We start from the raw sequence: 22110 nt of genomic DNA on the forward strand, positions 1-22110 counted from the left end.
CGCTTCTATTCATGCAGCTGGATTACTTGTGGCTTGGTGCCAGGATTCCATTGTTGTTTGGATTCAGGATACCTTGTCCACCGCCAGTTTGGCCTGCCAACATTGCCGGTGTGCCGGAGCCGTTGACCAGATTGCCATTGGCATCGAAGTTTTTCATCACATCGACGATGGTCGCCACGTTTGCCGCCGTAGAGGCATTCGAGCTGGAGTTTCCACCCAATACGCCGCTGATGGCAGGCGCGCCGGCTGCAGCTGTCTGTGCACTATCGAAGGCACCGATGGCTTGCGACAAGCTGCTGACATTGGATTTCAGGTCTGCAGGCTGTTGGTTCTTGTCTGCAACAAACCAGACGTCACCCATCGCATGTGTCTTGCCGTCGGCGGTTTCGTAGCTGGAAACCAGACCCAGCCAGTTGCCGTTATCCTTGACCGAAGTTTTGGATGCGTCAAGATTCAGCTTGGTGATGCCCAGGTCGGTCAGGGAAGAGAGTTCCCCGGCTTCGCTGATACCGTCTGAGTTCTTGTCTACCCATACCTTCAGATCGCCGAAGGCGGTGTCTGCGCTGGAGATGACGTTGTCATGGTTGCTGTCCAGCTCGCTCAGTGCTGCATAACCATCAGACGCTTTGCCGCCTGTGGACGTGTTGGTTGCATTTCCGAACAGTTCCGAACCGTCGTTGATGATGCCGTCATGGTTGCGATCCAGTACCAGCAAGCCGTCGCTGGAAGAAACCCAGCCAGTATTGACCTTGTTGCCGCTTGCAAACAGATCGAACTCAACGCCGGACGCGATGCTCTGCGTTTTGATGCCGTCGCCATTCAGATCCAGAATGATAGGCGAAGTCACTTTCAGGTGAGAGATCTGTGCAGTGGTGAACGCAGGGATCTGGTCACTGGTCAGGGCCATGGTTTGTGTCGATGACAGGGCTTCTACCTGAGCAGTCGTCAACGCAACGATCTGGTCTGTCGTCAGGTGGCTGACTTGAGAAGTCGTCAAGTGGTTGATCGCGCTGGTCGTCAGGGCTTTAACGTCCTGAGTTTCCATTGCTTGCAACTGGTCGGTCGTCAAGGCCGCTACCTGCGCAGTCTTCATTGCGGCGACCTGAGCAGTCGTCAACGCAACGATCTGGTCGGTGCTCAATGCTTTGGAGACTTGATCTGTCGTCAATGCGCCGATTTCAGCAGTAGTCAAAGCAGCGATCTGCGCTGTTGTGAAGCCTTTGGAGATCTGGTCTGTCGTCAGGGCAGCAACTGCGTTGGTGCTCAGTGCGGCGACATCACGTGTTTCCAGAGCGTGAACCTGGTCAGTCGTCAACGCTACAACTTGCGATGTTTTCAGCGATGCAACCTGTGCAGTCGTCAATGCAACGACCTGGTCTGTCGTCAGGCCTTTGGAGACTTGATCTGTCGTCAAAGCGCCAACTTCAGCGGTAGTCAATGCAGCGATTTGCGCTGTAGTCAGACCTTTGGAAACCTGGTCTGTCGTCAACGCAGCGACGTTAGCGGAGCCCAGTGCAGCGACATCGCGTGTTTCCAGAGCAGCGACCTGGTCTGTCGTCAACGCTACAACTTGCGATGTTTTCAGCGCGCCGACTTGTGCTGTGGACAGAGCCACAACCTGGTCGGTGGTCAGACCTTTGGAAATCTGGTCTGTCGTCAATGCAGCGATAGAGGCGGTAGTCATTGCAGCCAGATCACGTGTTTCCAGAGCAGCGACTTCGTCTGTCGTCAATGCAACAACCTGGGTCGTTTTCAGGCCGGCGACTTGTGCGGTAGTCAAAGCAACGACTTGATCCGTGGTCAGACCTTTGGAGATCTGATCGGTGGTCAGGGCATTGATCTGGCCGGTAGTCATTGCAGCAACCTGCGCAGCGCTCAGACCTTTGGAGATCTGGTCTGTCGTCAATGCAGCAACAGCGGCGGTAGACAGGGAGGCAACGTCGCGTGTTTCCAGCGCAGCAACCTGGTCTGTCGTCAAGGATGCAACCTGTGCTGTTTTCAGCGCAGCGACCTGGGTGGTAGACAGGGCCACAACCTGGTCGGTCGTCAGGCCTTTGGAGACCTGGTCAGTTGTCAACGCAGCGACTTCAGCAGTGGTGAATGCAGCAACTTGTGCCGCAGTCAGGCCTTTGGAGATCTGGTCGGTAGTCAGTGCAGCAACGTTAGCAGAACCCAGCGCAGCAACATCGCGTGTTTCCAGAGCGTGAACCTGGTCGGTAGTCAGAGCGACAACCTGTGCAGTTTTCAACGCGCCTACCTGGGCAGTGGACAATGCCACGACCTGGTCAGTAGTCAGGCCTTTGGAGATCTGGTCTGTGGTCAACGCAGCGATTGCAGCAGTGCTCAAGACAGCCAGGTCACGTGTTTCTATCGCTGCTACCTGGTCGGTAGACAGAGCGACAACCTGAGATGTTTTCAGAGCGCCGACTTGGGCTGTAGTCAATGCGACTACTTGGTCAGTGGTCAGGCCTTTGGAGATCTGGTCTGTCGTCAACGCAGCGATTTCAGCGCTGGTCAACGCAGCAACTTGCGCGGTGCTCAGACCTTGAGAGATCTGGTCGGTAGTCAACGCAGCAACGTTGGCGGTACCCAGTGCAGCAACGTCGCGTGTTTCCAGAGCGTGAACCTGATCAGTGCTCAATGCCACAACTTGCGATGTTTTCAGTGCGCCGACTTGAGCGGTAGACAGAGCCACAACCTGGTCAGTAGTCAGGCCTTTGGAGATCTGGTCTGTTGTCAATGCAGCGATTGCAGCGGTGCTCAGGACAGCCAGGTCGCGTGTTTCCAATGCAGCGATCTGGTCAGTAGAGAAGGCTACGATCTGAGCTGTTTTCAGAGCGCCGACTTGTGCTGTAGTCAGTGCCACTACTTGATCAGTAGTCAGACCTTTGGAGATCTGGTCGGTTGTCAATGCGCCGATTTGCGCGCTGGTCATTGCACCTACTTGGGAAGCGCTCAAACCTTTGGAGATTTGGTCGGTAGACAAGGCGGCAACTGCAGCGGTGGACAGGGCCGCAACATCGCGAGTTTCCAGAGCAGCGACTTGATCTGTGGACAGAGCAGCTACTTGAGCTGTTTTCAGTGCGCCGACTTGTGCAGTAGTCAAGCCTACAACCTGATCCGTGGTCAGACCTTTGGAGATCTGGTCTGTAGTCAAGGCAGCGACTTCAGCGGTTGTAAAGGCGGCAACTTGCGCTACTGTCATGCCCAGGGAAATCTGGTCTGTAGACAGAGCTGCAACATTGGCAGTACCCAATGCAGCGACATCGCGTGTTTCCAGAGCGTGAACCTGATCGGTGCTCAATGCTACAACTTGCGATGTTTTCAGAGCGCCGACTTGTGCTGTAGACAGCGCTACGACCTGGTCAGTAGTCAGGCCTTTGGAGATCTGGTCTGTTGTCAATGCAGCGATTGCAGCGGTACTCAAGACAGCCAGGTCACGTGTTTCCAGTGCAGCGATCTGGTCGGTAGACAATGCTACAACTTGCGCTGTTTTCAGTGCACCAACTTGTGCTGTGGTCAGTGCCACGACTTGATCAGTAGTCAGACCTTTGGAGATCTGGTCTGTCGTCAACGCAGCGATCGCGGCGCTGGTCAGGGCAGCGACTTGCGCAGTGCTCAAACCTTTAGAAATCTGGTCTGTGGTCAATGCTGCAATATTGGCCGAGCTCAGAGCGGCGATGTCACGTGTTTCCAGTGCACGTACCTGATCGGTGCTCAAGGCAACAACTTGCGCGGATTTCAATGCGCCGACTTGTGCAGTAGACAGGGCAACGATTTGATCTGTTGTCAGACCTTTGGAGATTTGGTCTGTTGTCAACGCAGCGATTGCAGCGGTGCTCAAGACAGCCAGGTCACGTGTTTCCAATGCAGCGATCTGGTCGGTAGACAAGGCTACAACCTGGGCTGTTTTCAGCGATGCTACCTGGGCTGTGGTCAGTGCCACGACCTGGTTAGTAGTCAGGCCTTTAGCAACCTGGTCTGTTGTCAATGCGCCGATTTGCGCACTTGTCAACGCAGCTACTTGGGCAGTGCTCAGGCCTTTGGAGATCTGGTCGGTAGACAGGGCGGCAACGGCACCGGTGGACAGGGCAGCAACGTCGCGGGTTTCCAGCGCAGCCACCTGGTCGGTCGTCAAGGATGCAACCTGTGCTGTTTTCAGCGAAGCTACTTGTATTGTGGTCAATGCAACGACCTGGTCAGTAGTCAAGCCTTTGGAGATTTGGTCAGTCGTCAGCGCGCCAACTTCAGCGGTGGTGAAGGCAGCTATTTGTGCAGCAGTCAAACCTTGGGAAATCTGGTCTGTAGACAGTGCTGCAACGTTGGCAGAACCCAATGCAGCAACGTCGCGTGTTTCCAGTGCGTGAACCTGGTCAGTAGTCAGCGATGCAACTTGCGCCGTTTTCAGTGCACCGACTTGTGCGGTAGTCAGGGCAACGACTTGATCAGTGGTCAAGCCTTTAGAGATCTGGTCTGTCGTCAGGGCGTTGATTGCTGCTGTAGTCAGCGCAGCCAGATCACGTGTTTCCAGTGCAGCTACCTGGTCAGTCGTCAATGCAACGATCTGGCTGGTTTTGATGCCGGCAACTTGTGCAGTGGTCAGGGCGACAACTTGGTCAGTAGTCAGGCCTTTGGAGATCTGGTCTGTAGTCAACGCATTGATTTCGCCTGTGGTCATGGCGGCAACCTGTGCAGCGCTCAAGCCTTTAGAAATCTGGTCGGTAGTCAGTGCAGCAATATTGGTAGTACCCAAAGCGGCGACATCGCGAGTTTCCAGCGCGTGTACCTGATCGGTAGTCAATGCAATGATCTGGGAGGTTTTCAGTGCAGCTACTTGCGCTGTCGTGAGGCCAACTACTTGATCAGTGGTCAGAGCCAGCCTGATCTGGTCAGTGGTCAGTGCTGCGATAGTGGAGGTGGTGAACGCAGCAACGTCGCGTGTTTCGAAAGCGGGGATCTGATCTGTAGTGAATGCAACAATCTGAGAGGTTTTAAAAGCACCGACTTGAGCAGTAGTCAACGCAATGATTTGATCAGTCGACAAAGCGATGATGTCATCAGTTGAGGCACCGGCAATTTGGGCTGTAGTGAGCGCAGCGATTTGCGCGGTGGTCATACTTGAAAAAATCGAACTCATATTGCAACCTCCAGAGAGCTACCTGTTTTAGTGATATTTATCCACACCAAACCAGCATCATGAAACTTGATACTGGGCTAATGCGGAAGTGAATTTTATTGCGACAGTAAGTAATGGCGACAGAAAATCTTTGGTTCTTAAATGAAATAAGAGGATTTTTTATTCTCAGATTTTCATCAAGAAAGCCGTCAAAATTTCTACTTTGATCGGCCTCTGGACATTTAACGGCAGGAAATTTTGAATGTTTAGGGTAGTTCGAAAAAAAATTTCCGTGCGGTATTATTAATTTGCAGGAAGAACTACCCTATTTGACATGATAGGGTTTGGGAAAGCGCTGCACAGGCGTGGAGTGCTGTGCTTATACTTGTTTAAGGTTCGCGAAGACCTTCGTCCAGTGCCTTGGTGAGGGGCCATAACAGGTAAGACATTACAGAGCGTTTGCCGACGACGATCTCAGCAGAAAGAGTCATACCAGGCAAAAGCCTTGCCTTTTCCGTCATTTTTTTCAAGCCGACCTTGCCTATGCCCAGCCTGCTGACATAGTAGGCATCCAGTCCCTGGCCCAGATTGCCGGCATCGCGCTTGAAGGCATCTTCACTGATGGTGCGGACTTCCGCTGATAAGGTGCCATGCTGCTGGAAGGGGAAGGCATCCAGCTTCACATGCACTTTGTCATGCAGCTTGATATAGCCCACATCGACGGAGTCAATCTGTACTTCCGCCTCAAGCTCGGTGCCTACCGGTACCAGCGTGAACAGCGGCTCTGCTTCTTTGATGATGGAGCCGAGTGACAATTTCGCAATATCCAGCACTACGGCATCGGAAGGTGCGACCAGCGTGATCAATTTGTTACGGCGGTCAGCTTTTTGTAATTGTTCTGTCACAGAGTTGCGGTCCCGAGTGGTGGATAGCAAATCTTCCATCGCTTTTTGTCGCCAGCTTTTCTCAAAGGCTGCTTTTTCTGCAGTCGAGCCCGCCAGTTCGCGCTTGATTTCATTTTCGCGATTCTTGGTATTGAGCATTTCCCTTTCGACTTCAAGACGTTTGTCCTGTGCTGCCAGGTAGTTGGCGCGGGCGCCGTATTGTTGTTCTACCAGCTTTTCCTGCATTGCTTCCATTTCGCGCAGATACTGCACGCGCGATTCCAGCAACTGCTGGTCTTTGCGGTTGGTTTCCAGTGAAGCACGCAAGCGGGCGACTGTTTCTTCCAGCCTGGTTAATTGGGCCTGGTAGTTGGCCTGGCGTTCCAGCGAGAGCCTTGCCTGCAACTGTGTATCGGCATTGGCAGCCGGCGTATTTGGATTCTTTGCGCCGCCGAGTTCCGCTTCCAGGTTTTTGGATTGCGTTTCCAGGCTGCTTAGCCGGCTTTTCAGCTCAGCCTGGTCTGCCCCGGCAAAGGTGGCGTCCAGCACTGCCAGTACTTGCCCTTTTTTTACGACTTGGCCTACCTGCACGTTGATGGTCTGGATGATAGAGGTTTCCAGCGGCTGCACGATGATATTGGAAGAGGGCGTTACCAGCTTGCCGCGCGCAACAACTACCTTATCAATTTTCGCAAAAGAGGCAAAAATGATAAATGTGAAGAGGCCTGCCACCAGCACCAGCAAGGTAATACGTGCCAGGCGCGGCAGAGGGCGGCGTTCGATTTCGTCTGCGTCAGGCAGGAATTCGACGACGGTCAGGTCCTCGGCGGCCTTGTTTACAGGTGGCTTGTTTGTTGATTCCATAGATGTGCATAAGTAGAGCTACTGATGAGCAATTCGGAATGGCGGCCGCTATCGACCAGCTTCCCTTGTTGCATGACCAGGATGGCATCGGCGTTGACCAGGGTCGACAGCCTGTGCGAAATCATGATGACCGTCCTGCCCACGGCGATACGGGACAGGTTATTGATGAAGATTGCTTCGCTTTCCGGATCCAGCGCGCTGGCGGCCTCATCCAGGATCAGCACCGGCGGATTGGACAGTAGCGAACGGGCAATGGACAGCCTTTGCTTTTGGCCGCCACTGAGGTTGGCCGCATTTTCTTCCAGCAGCGTATCGTAACCCTGTGGCATTCTTTCGATGAATTCATCGGCGCCGGCCGCTTGCGCAACGGCGACGATCTCTTCAAAAGTGGCGTCCGGCTTGGTCGCAGAGATGTTTTCGCGTATCGAGCCGCGGAACAGGAAATTTTCCTGCAAGACCACGCCTACCTGTTTGCGCAGGTGAGACAGATCTATTTCGCGCGAATCTATGCCGTCAAAACGGATGATACCTTCTTGTATTCCGTACAAGCCCTGGATCATCTTGGTCAGCGTGGTCTTGCCGGAACCGCTGCGGCCGACAATGCCGATCACCGTGCCGGACTGGATTGTGAACGTGGTCCTGTCCAGTGCCGTGTTCGTCGCGCCGGGATAGCGGAAGGTCACATTGTCAAAGCTGATCTCGCCCTTGAACTGCGGGCGCAGGCCACCTGCACCGGCGCGTCCTTCAGGTGGACGATTCATCACCTCGCCCAGCATGCGTACCGACAGGGCCGTTTCCTGGTATTCATTGACCAGGCTGACTATCTGCACCAGCGGCGAGACCACGCGGCCGGAAATCATCTGGAAGGCGATCAATGCGCCGACTGTCATGGTCTGGTCAAATACTGCCTGCGCGCCGATGACGATGATGATCACAGGCAGCAGCTTGCCCAGGAAATCGGTAATGGCATTGGCGGTAATGGAAATCTGGCCTACCTTGAAATGGCTGCTGATCGCATCTGCCGAACGCTGGTCCCAGGTTTTCCTTTGTATCGGTTCTATCGCCAGTGATTTCACCGTGCGCATGCCGTGTATGGTTTCCACCAGCATGGCCTGGCGCTTGCCTTCGGCCGTGTACATTTTGTTCAGCCGGCGCTGATAGGTCGGTACCAGAATGGCAACCACGCCGCCTATCAATACCGTAAACATCAGTGTGATGCCGGCCAAAGGCACGGAGTAGGTAAACAACAAGGGAAGGAACAGGAACAGCGCGGTGGCGTCCAGGCCGATAAAAAACAGGCGGCCAGTCAGGAACTGGCGTATCCGCTCCAGTTGCTGCATATGGCGGGTAATCACGCCGGCAGTCGTTGTCTCGAAATAATCGATGGGCAGTGAAATCAGATGCGAGAACACGCGCCGGGTCAGCCGCATGTCTATCTTGTTGGTCGCAGCCAGCGTCAGGTATTGGCGCAAGAAGCCGAAGGTGGCGTCAAACATCAATGCCAGCACCACGCCCACGCCCAGCACCCATAGCGTTGAATTACTCTGGTGTACCAGCACCTTGTCCAGCACCAGCTGGAAGAAAATCGGCGATGATAGCGCCAGTACGTGCAGGCACAGCGCCGCAATGATGATGTCGCGAAAAGCCGCCTTCTGTTTCAATATTTCAGGAATGAACCAGCGCAGCCCAAAAGGCTGGTTGGGGTCGGTGATGGCATGTTGCCGTTTCAATAGCACGACCTCGCCACCCCAGCGGCTGCAGAACTGCTCCTTGTCCACGACAATAACGGTGGCGCGGTCTGCCTTGGGGTCAAGGATGGCAACCTTGCCATCGCCTTCCTTGCGTACGCCGACGATGATCACGCCTTCGCCGGTGTTCAGCCTGCCCAGGATAGGGAATACGCCGGCCTGGCCCATCAGGGTTTGCCAACTGAATTTCTCGGTCTTTGCTTTCAGGCCTATTTCAGAAGCGATGCGTTCCAGCATGGCGGCTGGCGGGTCTTCTGCAGCCAGCGCATAGTCGTCGATCAGCCGCTCAGGGTTGATCTGCAGCCCATGATGCTGCGCAATCGCAGTCAGACACTGAATTACCGAGTGAGGAAATTTTTCTTGCATCGATCGTGATTTATGGGGTGTAAAGAGTATGCAATTTAAAATCTTGGCCCGATAAGATGTGCATTATGTATTTATCGATAGACAAGCAAGCTGCATAGTACAGCCTGGCGCGCGCAACATTCATCAGGAAAGCATGCAATATAGGCTTCTATTCGTTATCTGGATGTTTGTCGACGCTGCCATCCGGTATTTTCTTATGCCTGGGTCTGGATTATGGCACGCGGTCTCATCGGATGACACCGGCGTGGCAAATACATCACATTGTTACCGTAGAGCAAAAAATTTTACCACGTTCGCTGCTCCAGATATACCGCTGCGTGCTTTAGATACCGATAAACCCTGCAAACAGCGGCAATCCTGTCAATACTTGCTAGGCGACAGTTTGGTCCGGATACTTAACTGGAATTATTCTGGAGCGGCCTGCCAAGGACTTAATCTGCTTTGATAACCCTGTTTTTGCCGGTATTTTTTGCTTCATACATGGCTTTATCCGCGCGCTTGACAACAGATTCCTGGGTTTCCCTTGGTTCGCGTAGCGCAACGCCGGCGCTGAAGGTAATCAGCAGGCGCTCATTATTGACCAGGAAAAAATGCTTGGTCAGTTCGCGTTGCACGCGTGTCATCGCCTGGGCTGCTTCATCCAGATTGGTTTCCGGCATCACAATCAGGAATTCCTCGCCGCCGTAACGCGCAATGACGTCGATAGAGCGCAAGGTCTGTTTGACGATGCGTACCAGATGCACAAGTGCCTCATCGCCGGCAGCATGGCCATGCATGTCATTGAGTTTTTTGAAGTTGTCCAGGTCCAGCATGGCCGCGCACAAGGGAGTGCCGCGGCGGTCTGCGCGATCCGCTTCGCGATCGAACACATCGTCCAGCCCGCGCCGGTTCAGGCTACCTGTCAGTTCATCTTCGCGTACCAATTCACTCATGTGCGCGAGCTTTTCTTCCAGCTCCTTGATCCTGTCTTCGGCTTCTTTGACTTCTTTTTGTGCTGCCAGCATCATGTCGCGCGAGCGTATTGCTTCGGATTGCACCAGCTTGGTTTCGTCCAGCATCGAGCTGACCAGTTTGCCAACTTCCAAGCCGTCCTTGGCCTGGCTGATTTTTTTCGAATAGCCGTCCATCTTTGCATGGTAGTTGCCGGTGCTGTTGGCGATCACTTCCAGGCGGTCGATAAAGGTCGTCATCATGTTCTTTACCGACGACTGCGATTCGGCAATGCTGTTTTTCAGCGCAGCCTGTTTGTAGATGACATCCTTCAGGCTGCGGGTCGCATCTTGCAATGCGCGGTGATCGATAGGACCTGAAATCAGGTTCTGCACGACTTCAATTTGCCCTCGCAGCCAATTGTCATGGTCCAGCAGTTCATGCACGTTTTCCAACAGCAGGCTAAACAGGCGCAACAGCAACTCCTGCTGCTCGGCGCTGTCACCGCTCTTCAATTCTATCTGGAAGCATAACTGCTTCAAGCGCGCAGCAACCTGGTTCAGGCTGTTCTCGTTGGTCGCTTCTTTGACAGCAGTACCCAGCGCCTCAGCATCGGCGGCCAGCTTGGGTGTGGTCTGGAGTAGCGAAGTCAGTGCCAGCGACAGGGTGCGGTACAGCGAATCCTTCAGGATGCGCACCATAGGCTCATCTTCGGCGAAGCTGTCGACTAAAGAAATGCCGGAACTGAGGGAGGGGGCGGGCGGCGGTATGTCATCCACCAGGCTGATCCCCTTGGATGCAGGTGGCGTGGCTGGCTTGGCCGATAGCTTTTCTACGAGCTGGTTCAAGCTCTTGCTGTAATCTTCCCAGTCTTTTGCCCTTACCGCGCGGCTTAGTCTCTGGCCGAACATGGCGATCTCTGGCGGAGACTTTTGCAGGCTGCTTGCAAAGCTTGTCAGCATTGCTTCTGCCTCGGATGCCTGTAGCGCTGCGATCTGTGCTTTTTTTGCCTCTTCGTCAGGCTCGCCGGAGATGTCCAGATATAGCTTGCGGTATGCGTCCGGCGTTGGCGCTATGCGCTCCAGTGCCAAACGCCGGAAGGTTTCCCTGGCAATGTCTGTGGGACTTTTGAATTGCGAGCTATTTGAATTATTTGACATGACGCAAGCGAGCCGATGTTAAGTGACGAAACTTATTGGTATGGGGTGAGCAGTCCCCAATAGGTCCGATCGGCAGACAGTTAACTTCGCGCCTCACGAACCATGTCGATTCTAGAGGTTTTTCGCGAAGCAAGACAAATATTATTCAACCAGTTGATTTTTTATTGCGTAGTGAGTCAGCTCGGCGTTGTGCCGCAGCTTCATTTTTAACAATACACGGGCGCGATATTCGCTGACAGTTTTGACAGAAAGTGAAAGCTCTTTGGCAATGTCGCTGACGGTCTTGCCGGAAGCGATCATGGTCATGGTCTGGAATTCCCTGTCCGACAAGCTCTTGTGCAAGGCGCCATCGTGCGGCTGGTTCAGGTTATTGGCCAATTCCTGTGCCAGTTGTGTACTGACATATTTCAGGCCTGCCGCCACTTGGCGTATCGCATCCAGTATGTCGGCCGCGCCGGCCTGTTTGTTCAGGTAGCCGGCGGCGCCCGCCTTATGCGAGCGTATCGCGTATTGTTCCTCGCTGTGGATGGAGAACATCAGTACCGAGATGGCGGGGATTTCTTTCTTGATCTGCTTCAGGACTTCGATGCCGTTGCGGTCAGGTAAAGAGATGTCCAGCAAGACAACGTCGCATTCCAATTGGCGCACTTGCTTGATTGCTTCCAGGCCGGTTTCTGCTTCGCCGGCGACGACAATATCCGCACTGCTGCCAATAATTTGTTTTAATCCTTCTCTCACTACCGCGTGATCGTCAACGATCAGTAGTTTGATTGCGGTGCTGTCAGTCATGCATTTACCTTGAAATTGAGGGGCATTATTGATTCTGTGCTATTTATTTCTGCCCTTTTTACCTTATCTGCTATTTTATAAGGCTTGGCACTTGAGCGGCAGGCAAATTTGTTATTAACTGTTTAATATGTTGCAAATAGCTACAGACGGCTAGATGCAGTTTTTTAGTTCGCTCCTGCTTGTTTGCGACCCGGCGGCAAAACTTATTAAGCTGCGCCGGTGCCTTGCATCCCGGTTCCGGCGCTTAGTTACAGGATCCGTGCGAAATTCGCTGAACTTTAGCTGCGTAGCCAGTGCTGGCTCCGCTACAATACCCTTATGAATAAAGCATTTGTCAAAGAAACCGAGCAGGATGACGACGACCTGGAAGCGGGCGCGCCGCCTATACCCGCGGGCGTTAAAAATTACATGACCCCGGAAGGTTACGACAGGATGAAGACCGAGCTGCTGCGTCTGATCGATGTAGACCGCCCCGAAGTTGTCAACATCGTTTCTTGGGCTGCTTCCAATGGCGACCGCTCTGAAAACGGCGACTATATTTACGGGAAGCGCAGATTGCGTGAGATCGACCGCCGTATCCGCTTTCTGACCAAGCGGCTGGATCTTGCCGAAGTGGTCGATCCGCGCGTGCACCATGGTTCCGACCAGATATTTTTTGGCGCAACAGTGCGCTATGAAAACCTGGCCGGAGAAGAGCAGGTGATCACGATTACCGGTGTGGATGAGTTCGATCCGCTCAAAGGCAAGATCAGCTGGATATCGCCGGTGGCAAGGGCGCTGACCAAGGCCAGGACCGGCGACACGGTCGTGCTGCAGACGCCTGCAGGCGAAGACGAGCTTTACGTCATCGACGTCACATATCCCGAGTAAGCGTTTTCGAGTGCTTGAGATTTAAGGCGCTTGCCCTGCAGCAGGGCAAGCGGCCAATTGGTCACGGTATTTATCCGTGATCGCGCACTATCTTGGAAACACCGTTGAGGTGCTTGATATTGCGCATCAGCCTTGCCAGATGCAGGCGGTCGTCCACCTGTATCGTGAAATGGATATTGGTCATGTCGTTGGCGTCGCCGTCTTCCATATTGACATGGCTGATGTTGACGTCCGATTCGCCGATCTCGGCGGCAATGCGTGCCAGTGCGCCACGCTCATTGTTGACTGTGACGGTGATGCGGGTATCGAAACGGCGGTTCAGGTCCTCGCCCCAGCTGACATCAATCCAGCGGTCCGGCTCTTTTACCTGCATACGCTTGGCGTTTTCGCAGGTGTCAACGTGCACGACCAGGCCCTGGTCGCGCTTCAGCTGGCCGATGATGGCGTCGCCCGGTATCGGCATGCAGCAAGGAGCGAGCTGCACCGATACGCCTTCGCTGCCGTAAATAATGACAGGGTCGCGTTTGGCAAAGGCCTTGTCTCCGCCGGTATGCTGGAAAGGGATAGACGGAGAATCGTCTTCCACCAGATCCAGGATATGGCGCGCGACCAGTGCGGCCATGCGCTTGCCTATGCCGATGTCGGTATGGATTTCGTCCAGCGACTTGGCGCTCGATTCGTTGAGCAACTTGTCTACCAGCGCGTCCGGCAATTCCGGGTTCAGGTGTACCGCAACCAGTGCCTGTGCCAGCAGGTGCTTGCCCAGCTCGGTCGATTCATTCAGGTTGATGGTGCGCAGATAATGGCGTATCGCTGAGCGTGCCTTGCCGGTGCGCACATAGGTCAGCCAGTTCGGCGTAGGGCGCGAACTAGGGGACGTAATGATCTCGATGATGTCGCCGTTTTTCAGTTCCGAGCGTAAAGGCACGGGCTCATTATTGATACGGGTGGCAATCGCCTGGTCGCCGATGTCGGTATGGATAGTGTACGCAAAATCCAGCGCGGTGGCGCCGCGCGGCAGCGCAATGATCTTGGATTTCGGTGTGAACACATAGACCGAATCCGGAAACAGGTCGATCTTCACATGCTCCAGGAACTCGGCGGAATCGCCAGTCTGTTTCTGGATGTCCAGCAGCGATTGCAGCCACGCATGCGTGCGCTGCTGCAGGTCGGTCAGGCTGCCTTCTTCATTTTTGTATAGCCAGTGCGCGGCCACGCCGGACTCGGCTACATGGTGCATGTCCTGCGTTCGGATCTGGAATTCCACCGGCGTGCCGTAAGGGCCGATCAATGTCGTATGCAGCGACTGGTAGCCGTTGGTCTTCGGTATGGCGATGTAATCTTTAAATTTTCCGGGCATAGGTTTGTACAACGCGTGCAGCGAACCCAATGCGTAATAGCTGTTCTGGAAGCTGTCGACCACGATGCGGAAGCCATACACGTCCAGCACCTGCGAGAAGCTCAGCTTCTTGTCATGCATCTTGCGGTAAATGCCGTACAGGGTCTTTTCGCGGCCATATACCTGCGCAGGCAGGCCGGCGCTGGCCAGCGCGTCCTTGACCGCTTCCATAATCTTGTTGACGACTTCGCGGCGATTGCCGCGCGCTGCCTTGACTGCCTTGGCCAGCGTCCGGTAGCGCATGGGATAAATATGCGAAAACGCCAGGTCCTGCAGTTCGCGATAGATATTGTTCAGGCCCAGGCGGTGTGCGATGGGGACATACACTTCCATCGTCTCGCGCGAGATGCGGCGCTGTTTTTCCGGCGCCATCGCACCCAGCGTGCGCATATTGTGCAGGCGGTCCGCCAGCTTGACCAGGATTACGCGCACATCGCGCGCCATCGCCAGCAGCATCTTGCGGAAGTTCTCTGCCTGCGCCTCGATCTGGCTCTGGAACTCTATTTTTTCCAGCTTGGACAAGCCGTCTACCAGCGTCGCCACCGGTGCGCCGAAGCGCTCTATCAGCTCTTCCTTCTTGACGTCCTGGTCTTCCATGACGTCATGCAGCAGCGCCGCCATGATGGCCTGCACATCCAGCTTCCATTCCGCGCAGATCTCGGCGACCGCAATGGGGTGCGAGATATACGGTTCGCCGGATTTCCTCACCTGACCCAGATGCATTTCATCCGAGAAGCGATAGGCTTCCTTGACCAGTTTCAGGTCGCCGGGAGCCAGGTATTCGGAAAGACGGTTGGTCAGGTCGGTAATCGACGCGACACAGGAATTAGTCGTGCGGGTAGTCGACGCATTAGCCGCATCGGCGACTGGTGTTGCTGCAGAGGAGAGTTTTTTTTTGCTTGCAGGGGGGCGAGGCGCGGGGTGCTCAGGAGCGGCTGTGAGAGAAGAATTGGTGTCTATGATATTCATTCTGCCTGTTTCCCAGCCGCTTCACGGTAGTAATAATCAGAATTAAACTGGAACTTTTTTCAGCATCTCAATACCGATCTTGCCTTCAGCGATCTCACGCAGGGCTACCACAGTTGGTTTGTCTTTGGAATCAACTTTTGGGGTGTGACCTTGCAACAATTGGCGCGCACGATAAGTAGCGCACAGTGTGAGCTGGAAACGGTTTGGGATTTGCTTCAAAGAATCTTCAATTGTAATACGGGCCATATATTTTCCTTAGTACAGTCCAACGACTAGCTTAAAAATGCTCAATAAATCAGTAAATACTGAGTGAATGCGTCACTATTGGGGGTTGGCATGGATGCCCAATTGGGCAAACAGCTCTGCATTGCGGGTAGATTGTTGTGTAAAACGACAGCGGGTCGCTTTGACAACGGCATTCAATTCTGACAATGCAGTCGCAAACTCTTGATTAATAATAACATATTCGAACTCAGGAGCGTGCGCCATTTCTCCGCCAGCCGCAAGTATGCGTCTGGTAATGATGTGCGGCTCATCCTGCCCGCGCTTTTTCAGCCTGTCTTCCAGCGCCGGAATCGAAGGGGGCAGGATAAAAATGCCGACCGCGTTCGGGAACTGCTTTTTCACCTGCTGAGCGCCTTGCCAGTCTATCTCAAGCAGGATATCGGTGCCGGCTTTCATCTGCTGTTCTATGACGATGCGCGAGGTGCCGTAGTAATTGCCGTGTACTTCTGCTGATTCCAGGAATTCGCCCTGTGCCTTGCGCGCCAAAAAATCTTCCACTGTGGTGAAGTGGTATTCACGGCCGTCTTCTTCACCCGGGCGCGGCGGGCGCGTGGTGTAGGAGATCGACAGGCGTATTGCCGGTTCCTGTGCCAGCAGTGCATTCACCAGCGTTGACTTGCCCGCACCAGACGGCGCAGCAACCATGAACAGGCTACCGGCGGTAGGAGATGAAATCAGCATATATCCTCTAAGGTGTGGTTGGTCGGACGCTGCTTTTGGGACGAAGGTGGAATTCCCTTCGCGCTTGCCGGCTCGCTGCCCTTATCGGCTATTTGCACCCGGCGGCACAAAATGCAAGGGCGCGAGTATAAGCAAATGCGCGCATTTATTCAAGATTTTGCACTTGTTCGCGCATTTGTTCTATCAGCAGCTTCAATTCCATCGCTGCATCTGCCAGTTCCTTGGCCGCCGCCTTGGAGCCCAGCGTATTGGCTTCGCGATTCAGTTCCTGCATCATGAAATCCAGGCGTTTGCCGACCATGCCGCCTTTTTTAAGTATGTGGCGGGTTTCAGTCAGGTGGGCAGACAGGCGGGCCAGTTCTTCGGCCACGTCTATGCGTATGCCATACATGGTGACTTCCTGGCGTATCCGGTCCAGCGCTTCTTCGCGGGTGATGGTCTGGGCGGCGTTATTATTGGCGCCATTCTGCAGGGCCAGGCCCAAAGCTTCTTCCAGCCGGGTAGTGGCTTTTTGCTGGAACTGCTGCACGACTTGAGGTATCAGCGGCGTAATGCGTACGACTATCTCTTCCATCGCGGCGATGCGACTCAGCAGGGTTTGTTCCAGTGCGGCGCCTTCGCGTTCGCGGCTTGTCACAAAAGCATCCAGGGTGCTGTTAATCGTCGATATGATGCTTGATTGCAACATTTCTTCATTTATTTCAGCTTCCTCGACCACGCCGGGCCAGCGCAGCAACTCATTGACCGATAATGGCGTTGCTGTCAGGAATTGTTTTGTGACATGGGTTTGCAGATCGGCGATCTGGGTCAGGACCTCGGCATTCAGGGACTTCATTGCGCCGCTGTTGTTTTTTTTGCCAAAGCTGAAGCGGCATTCGACTTTGCCGCGCGTCAGCTTGCGCGAGATCGCTTCGCGAAACAGCGGTTCTATGGACCTGAAATCGTCATTGATGCGGAATTGCAGATCAAGGAAGCGGGAATTGACGCTCTTGATCTCGATGGTGATGGTGCCCGCATCGGTCTCATTGGTCGTGGCGGCATAGCCGGTCATGCTGTTAATAGTCAATTGGATTCCTTGTTAGGCAGGGCACGGCGTAAAAATTAACGCCCGGTGCCGCTAGGTTACGATAAGCTCGAAAATCGGTGCAAGTGGTTTCGGCAAGAGCTTCAGTAATACAAATTCTTACAAACTCACGTAGAATCGCGCGCCAGTTAGGAAGAGATATCCTTTACAAACGCATCAATAATCAACACAATCCATTGTAAACGTGGATATAGGACGATATGGCTGCACAAAATAACGCTCCCTTGCCGGATGGCCTGGAAATCGCTGGATACCGCATTGTAAAGAAAATTGCATCCGGTGGGTTCAGTATCGTCTATCTCGCCTCGGATGAGGATGGCAATGCAGTCGCCATCAAGGAATACCTGCCCAGCTCCCTGGCCTTGCGCCAGCAGGGTGAGCTGGTGCCGGCAATCTCCCCGGAAAACCTGCCCGTCTACCGCATAGGCCTGAAATGCTTTTTTGAAGAAGGCAGGGCGCTGGCCCGGATTTCACATCCCAATGTGGTCAGCGTTATCAACTTCTTCCGCGCCAACGAGACCGTGTATATGGTCATGGCCTATGAGTCCGGCCGTTCGCTGCAGGAGCACATCCTGCGCCGCCGCGACAAGGGCGAAAAGCCGCTGGTGTCAGAACGCTTTATCCGCCGCATGTTCAACCAGGTGATGAACGGCCTGCGCGAAGTGCACACCAACAAGCTGCTGCATCTGGACCTGAAGCCGGCCAATATTTACCTGCGCCTGGATGGCACGCCCATCCTGCTGGATTTCGGAGCCGCCCGCCAGACGCTGAAGACAGATTTGCCCAAGTTGTACCCTATGTATACGCCAGGCTTTGCTGCGCCGGAACTGTATGTGAAGAACGGCAATCTCGGCCCCTGGACCGATATCTATAGCATAGGCGCATCGATTTTTGCCTGCATGGTCGGCGCACCGCCGCAGCCATCGGATCAGCGCAAGAACGGCGACAAGATGGATGTCCATTACCGCAAGCTGGAAGGCCTGTATTCGGAAGAATTGATCGAAGTCGTGCGCTGGTGCCTGAAGATCGACCCGCTGGAGCGTCCGCAAAGCGTGTTTGCGCTGCAAAAGGCGCTGGTCACCGCGCAGCCGCAGCCGAAGAAAGAACTCAGCTTCGTAGAAAAGGCAACGCTAAAGATCAATGCCTTGTTTGCGCGCAAAAAAGACATCAAAGACAGCACGACCATACAAGAACATACGCTGAACTAAAGGGCGGGGCGCGCCAGCGTCCCTGTACCTCTTACTCAGCCTGAACAGGATACAAAATCTTCAATGCGTTTCTCTGTCTATCAAGAAAGCCACATCGGCGGCCGCAAGGTCAACCAGGACCGCATGGGCTACAGCTTTACCCGTGACGCCATCCTGTTGTTGCTGGCCGACGGCATGGGCGGGCATATCATGGGCGAAATGGCTGCCGCCATTGCGATGCAAACCATAGGCAGCCTGTTCCAGCAACAGGCGCAGCCTATGATAGGTCGCCCGGAACGCTTCATGGAAGATAGCTTTCTGCTGGCACACCAGGAGATACACCGCTACCGCCAGATGAACGGCCTGCCGGAAACGCCGCGTACTACGATCGTTGCCTGCCTGATCCAGAATGGCCAGGCTTACTGGGCGCATTGCGGCGACTCTCGCCTGTACTGGATGCGCAACGGCCAGATCCTGCTGCGCACCAAGGACCACTCGCGCATAGAGACGCTGATTGCGCAGGGCAAGGTAGATCCGGCGGAGCGGCATACGCATCCTGACCGTAACAAGCTGTTCAACTGCCTGGGTGCGCCCAATGCACCTATTGTGGAGTTGTCGCGTCGCGCCACCTTGCAGCCTGGTGATGTGATCATGCTGTGTTCCGATGGCTTATGGGCGGTATTGCCGGACCACATGCTGGCGCAGCGCCTGCACGACCATACCATCGTGCGCGCCGTGCCGGAGCTGATACGCTCGGCCACCGATATCGCCGGCAAGCAAAGCGACAACGTCACTGCACTGGCAATGATGTGGGAAGGCGACGATAATATCGACGATACGTCGATCATCTCCACCAATACCTTGCCGATAGGCTCAGTCACGACCACGATACAGGCGCCAATGACGCCGGAAGCCGAAACAGCTGCTGCCGCCGAAGCCGATATCTTTGACGATGCCGAAATAGAAAAAGCCATTGCGGAAATTCGCAGTGCTATCCACAAATCATCCCGTATCACTACTACCAAGAGTTAGGCTCCATCATGTCTCAAACCCTCCGCCCTAGCGGGCGCGCTCCGGACGCATTGCGTCCTGTCGTCATTAGCCGCCACTTCACCAAACATGCGGAAGGTTCCGTGCTGATTGAGTTCGGCGATACTCGCGTGATCTGCACGGCCAGCATAGAAGACAAGGTGCCGGGCTTCCTGAAGGGCAAAGGCCAGGGCTGGATGACGGCGGAATACGGCATGCTGCCGCGCTCCACGCATACCCGCATGGACAGGGAAGCTGCCAAGGGCAAGCAGTCCGGCCGCACGCAGGAAATACAGCGCCTGATAGGCCGCTCGCTGCGCGCAGCCTTTGATCTGGAAGCCTTTGGCGAACGCACGCTGCACATTGATTGCGATGTGATCCAGGCTGATGGCGGCACCCGCACTGCATCGATCACCGGCGCGATGGTGGCGGCGTATGATGCCTTTTCCAAGCTGGTAGAGCGCGGCGCCATTACTGCGATACCGGTCAAGCATTTTGTGGCTGCTATTTCCGTTGGTGTTTATCAGGGCGTGCCGGTGCTGGATCTGGATTATCCGGAAGATTCTTCCTGCGATACCGACATGAATGTGGTGATGACCGAGCAGGGCCATTTTGTCGAAGTGCAGGGTACGGCTGAAGGCGAAGCTTTCGACCGTGCTACCATGAACCGCTTGCTGGATCTGGCGCAGGAAGGCATCACCGATTTGATCGCGCTGCAAAAACAAGTACTGAGCATGTAATTATGTAGTTCCGCGGCGGCCCTGCCTACGTTTGTAGGGCCGCCCGCAGCCCCGCGTAAAATGCCGGGCTGCATCTGTAGAGTAGAAATGTCATGACACGAAAAATAGTTCTCGCCTCCAACAACCAGGGCAAGCTGAAAGAGTTCTTTCAGATACTGGCCCCGCTGGGCATAGAAGTGCACTCGCAAGCCGAGTTCAATGTGCCCGAATGCCCCGAACCGCACATCACCTTCTTGGAAAACGCTTTGGAAAAGGCGCGCCATGCTTCCAGGCTGACCGGCTTGCCGGCTCTGGCAGATGATTCCGGCGTGTGCGTCAATGCGCTGGGCGGCGCGCCGGGAGTTTATTCCGCGCGCTATGCCGGCGAGCCCAAGTCTGATGCCCGCAATAATGCGCACCTGATTGAAAACCTGTCGGCACACAAAGACCGCTCGGCGTATTATTACTGCGTGCTGGTGTATGTGCGGTCTGCCAATGACCCGCAGCCCATCATTGCCGATGGCGTCTGGACCGGCGAGATGGTGGCAGCGCCACGCGGAGAAGGTGGCTTCGGCTACGATCCTTATTTCTGGATCCCTTCGCTGGGCAAGACCGCAGCCGAACTCACTTCGCAGGAAAAAAACCAGTTGTCGCACCGTGGCCAGGCTCTGCGTGCCTTAGTAGAAAAATTGAAATGATACCGATCAAACCGGTTGCCGATTTTGCGGCCACCAGCAGTAGCAATACCAGCAAATCCATAGACAGCGTTGCGCAGGATGTGGTGAGCAATTACCTGGGCGCAGGCAGCCTGAACCTGACTGCATTGCCGCCGCTATCGCTATACATCCATTTTCCCTGGTGCGTAAAGAAGTGCCCTTACTGCGACTTCAATTCGCATGAAGTAAAAAGCAGTTTCGACGAAGATGCTTATCTGGCTGCCGTCCGTGCCGATCTGGAACATGCGCTGCCATTGATCTGGGGCCGCAAGATCTATACGGTCTTTATTGGCGGCGGCACGCCCAGCCTGATGTCCGCTGCCGGCCTGGACCGCCTGCTGTCTGACGTGCGCACCTTGCTGCCGCTGGACCTTGACGCAGAAATCACGATGGAAGCCAACCCCGGCACTTTCGAGACCGACAAGTTCCGTTCCTATCGTGACAGCGGCATCAACCGCCTGTCGATAGGCATACAAAGCTTTAATTCAGATCACCTGCACGCACTGGGCCGCATCCATAACGGCGATGAGGCAATGAAAGCAGTCGCCATTGCGCAAAAGTATTTCGACAATTTCAACCTGGACCTGATGTTTGCGTTGCCGGGCCAGACAATAGAGCAAGCCAGGCAGGATGTGGAAACCGCGATTTCGCTGGCACCACCGCATCTGTCGCTATACCACTTGACGCTGGAACCGAATACCTACTTCGCCAAGTATCCTCCGGTGATACCTGACGATGACCTCAGCGCCGAGATGCAGGACCTGATCCAGGGCAAGATGCAGGATGCCGGTTACGTGAACTATGAGGTGTCCGCTTATGCCAAGCCTGGCCACGAATCGCGTCACAATCTGAACTACTGGAACTTCGGCGATTACCTCGGCATCGGTGCGGGCGCGCATTCCAAATTGTCCTTTCCTCACCGTGTGATCAGGCAGGCACGCTACAAGCAACCGAAAGCTTTCATCGACGCGGCAATGCAGGGCAATGCAGTGCAAGAGTCAGTGGAAATCGGTCGCCATGAAATGGGCTTTGAATTCATGCTGAACGCCCTGCGCCTGAACGAAGGCTTCAACGCCAATCTGTTTTATGAACGCACGGGTTTGTTGTTGAACAATATCGAAAAAGAATTATCACTGGCGGAGCAGAAGGGCTTGCTATACCGGGATCATCAAGTGATCAAGCCTACTGAATTGGGCAAGCGTTTCTTGAATGATCTGCAGCAATTTTTTCTGAAGAGCGAGTAGGTGTTGCCGGAATAGTGCTGTAGGCTAAATAGTTGTCGTACTGCAAGGTGTCGCTAAATCTGCGTAGGAA

The 22110-nt window shown here is 54.5% G+C and carries 15 protein-coding genes; 6 read left to right on the forward strand and 9 right to left on the reverse strand.

Annotation, left to right across the window (positions count from 1 at the left end; genetic code table 11):
* Positions 1-22: 22 nt before the first annotated feature.
* The 5 genes from IEW12_RS27255 to IEW12_RS27275 form a co-directional block, all read right to left on the reverse strand.
* Positions 23-5137 carry a beta strand repeat-containing protein gene (locus tag IEW12_RS27255; RefSeq protein ID WP_188569297.1) on the reverse strand — a complete coding sequence of 1705 codons (5115 nt, stop codon included), beginning with the start codon at positions 5135-5137 and terminating at the stop codon, positions 23-25.
* A gap of 368 nt (positions 5138-5505) precedes the next feature.
* A complete protein-coding gene (locus tag IEW12_RS27260; protein ID WP_188569298.1) occupies positions 5506-6864 on the reverse strand; it encodes an HlyD family type I secretion periplasmic adaptor subunit in 1359 nt (452 codons plus the stop codon).
* Complete coding sequence (locus IEW12_RS27265) at positions 6837-8978, reverse strand: peptidase domain-containing ABC transporter (RefSeq protein WP_188569299.1); 2142 nt, start codon at positions 8976-8978, stop codon at positions 6837-6839. Before IEW12_RS27265 ends, IEW12_RS27260 begins: the two co-directional genes overlap by 28 nt.
* Positions 8979-9409: 431 nt before the next feature.
* Complete coding sequence (locus IEW12_RS27270) at positions 9410-11068, reverse strand: GGDEF domain-containing protein (protein WP_188569300.1); 1659 nt, start codon at positions 11066-11068, stop codon at positions 9410-9412.
* Positions 11069-11209: 141 nt separating this feature from the next.
* Positions 11210-11857, reverse strand: coding sequence for a response regulator (locus IEW12_RS27275; RefSeq protein WP_188569301.1), 648 nt, complete (start codon positions 11855-11857; stop codon positions 11210-11212).
* A gap of 318 nt (positions 11858-12175) precedes the next feature.
* Between IEW12_RS27275 and greB the strand changes: the two genes are divergently transcribed.
* Positions 12176-12727 carry a transcription elongation factor GreB gene (gene greB, locus IEW12_RS27280; RefSeq protein ID WP_188569302.1) on the forward strand — a complete coding sequence of 184 codons (552 nt, stop codon included), beginning with the start codon at positions 12176-12178 and terminating at the stop codon, positions 12725-12727.
* A gap of 70 nt (positions 12728-12797) precedes the next feature.
* On the opposite strand, the gene IEW12_RS27285 is transcribed toward greB, so the two are convergent.
* From IEW12_RS27285 to IEW12_RS27300, 4 genes are all read right to left on the reverse strand, one after another.
* Positions 12798-15095, reverse strand: coding sequence for a RelA/SpoT family protein (locus IEW12_RS27285; protein WP_188569303.1), 2298 nt, complete (start codon positions 15093-15095; stop codon positions 12798-12800).
* A 42-nt stretch (positions 15096-15137) separates the two neighbouring features.
* A complete protein-coding gene (rpoZ, locus tag IEW12_RS27290) occupies positions 15138-15341 on the reverse strand; it encodes a DNA-directed RNA polymerase subunit omega (protein WP_188569304.1) in 204 nt (67 codons plus the stop codon).
* A 75-nt stretch (positions 15342-15416) separates the two neighbouring features.
* Positions 15417-16061: a guanylate kinase gene (gmk, locus tag IEW12_RS27295; RefSeq protein ID WP_188569305.1), complete on the reverse strand. Its 645-nt coding sequence runs from the start codon at positions 16059-16061 to the stop codon at positions 15417-15419.
* 145 nt (positions 16062-16206) lie between these two features.
* Positions 16207-17112, reverse strand: a complete 906-nt coding sequence (locus IEW12_RS27300; protein WP_188569365.1) for a YicC/YloC family endoribonuclease — start codon at positions 17110-17112, stop codon at positions 16207-16209.
* Positions 17113-17345: 233 nt separating this feature from the next.
* Here IEW12_RS27300 and IEW12_RS27305 point away from each other — a divergent pair, with 233 nt between their 5' ends.
* The 5 genes from IEW12_RS27305 (at position 17346) to hemW (ending at position 22040) form a co-directional block, all read left to right on the forward strand.
* On the forward strand, positions 17346-18353 hold the full coding sequence (locus IEW12_RS27305; RefSeq protein WP_188569306.1) for a serine/threonine protein kinase: 1008 nt from the start codon (positions 17346-17348) through the stop codon (positions 18351-18353).
* A gap of 63 nt (positions 18354-18416) precedes the next feature.
* Complete coding sequence (locus IEW12_RS27310; protein WP_188569307.1) at positions 18417-19364, forward strand: PP2C family protein-serine/threonine phosphatase; 948 nt, start codon at positions 18417-18419, stop codon at positions 19362-19364.
* A gap of 8 nt (positions 19365-19372) precedes the next feature.
* The gene (rph, locus tag IEW12_RS27315; protein ID WP_188569308.1) at positions 19373-20101 is read left to right on the forward strand and encodes a ribonuclease PH; all 729 of its coding nucleotides are present in this window, start codon (positions 19373-19375) and stop codon (positions 20099-20101) included.
* A gap of 92 nt (positions 20102-20193) precedes the next feature.
* Positions 20194-20778 carry an RdgB/HAM1 family non-canonical purine NTP pyrophosphatase gene (gene rdgB / locus IEW12_RS27320; RefSeq protein ID WP_188569309.1) on the forward strand — a complete coding sequence of 195 codons (585 nt, stop codon included), beginning with the start codon at positions 20194-20196 and terminating at the stop codon, positions 20776-20778.
* Positions 20775-22040: a radical SAM family heme chaperone HemW gene (gene hemW / locus IEW12_RS27325; RefSeq protein WP_188569310.1), complete on the forward strand. Its 1266-nt coding sequence runs from the start codon at positions 20775-20777 to the stop codon at positions 22038-22040. The genes rdgB and hemW overlap by 4 nt, the downstream gene beginning before the upstream one ends.
* The last annotated feature ends 70 nt before the right edge of the window (positions 22041-22110 follow it).

Source organism: Parundibacterium terreum, assembly GCF_014636315.1.
In the GTDB taxonomy this organism is placed as follows: domain Bacteria; phylum Pseudomonadota; class Gammaproteobacteria; order Burkholderiales; family Burkholderiaceae_D; genus Undibacterium; species Undibacterium terreum.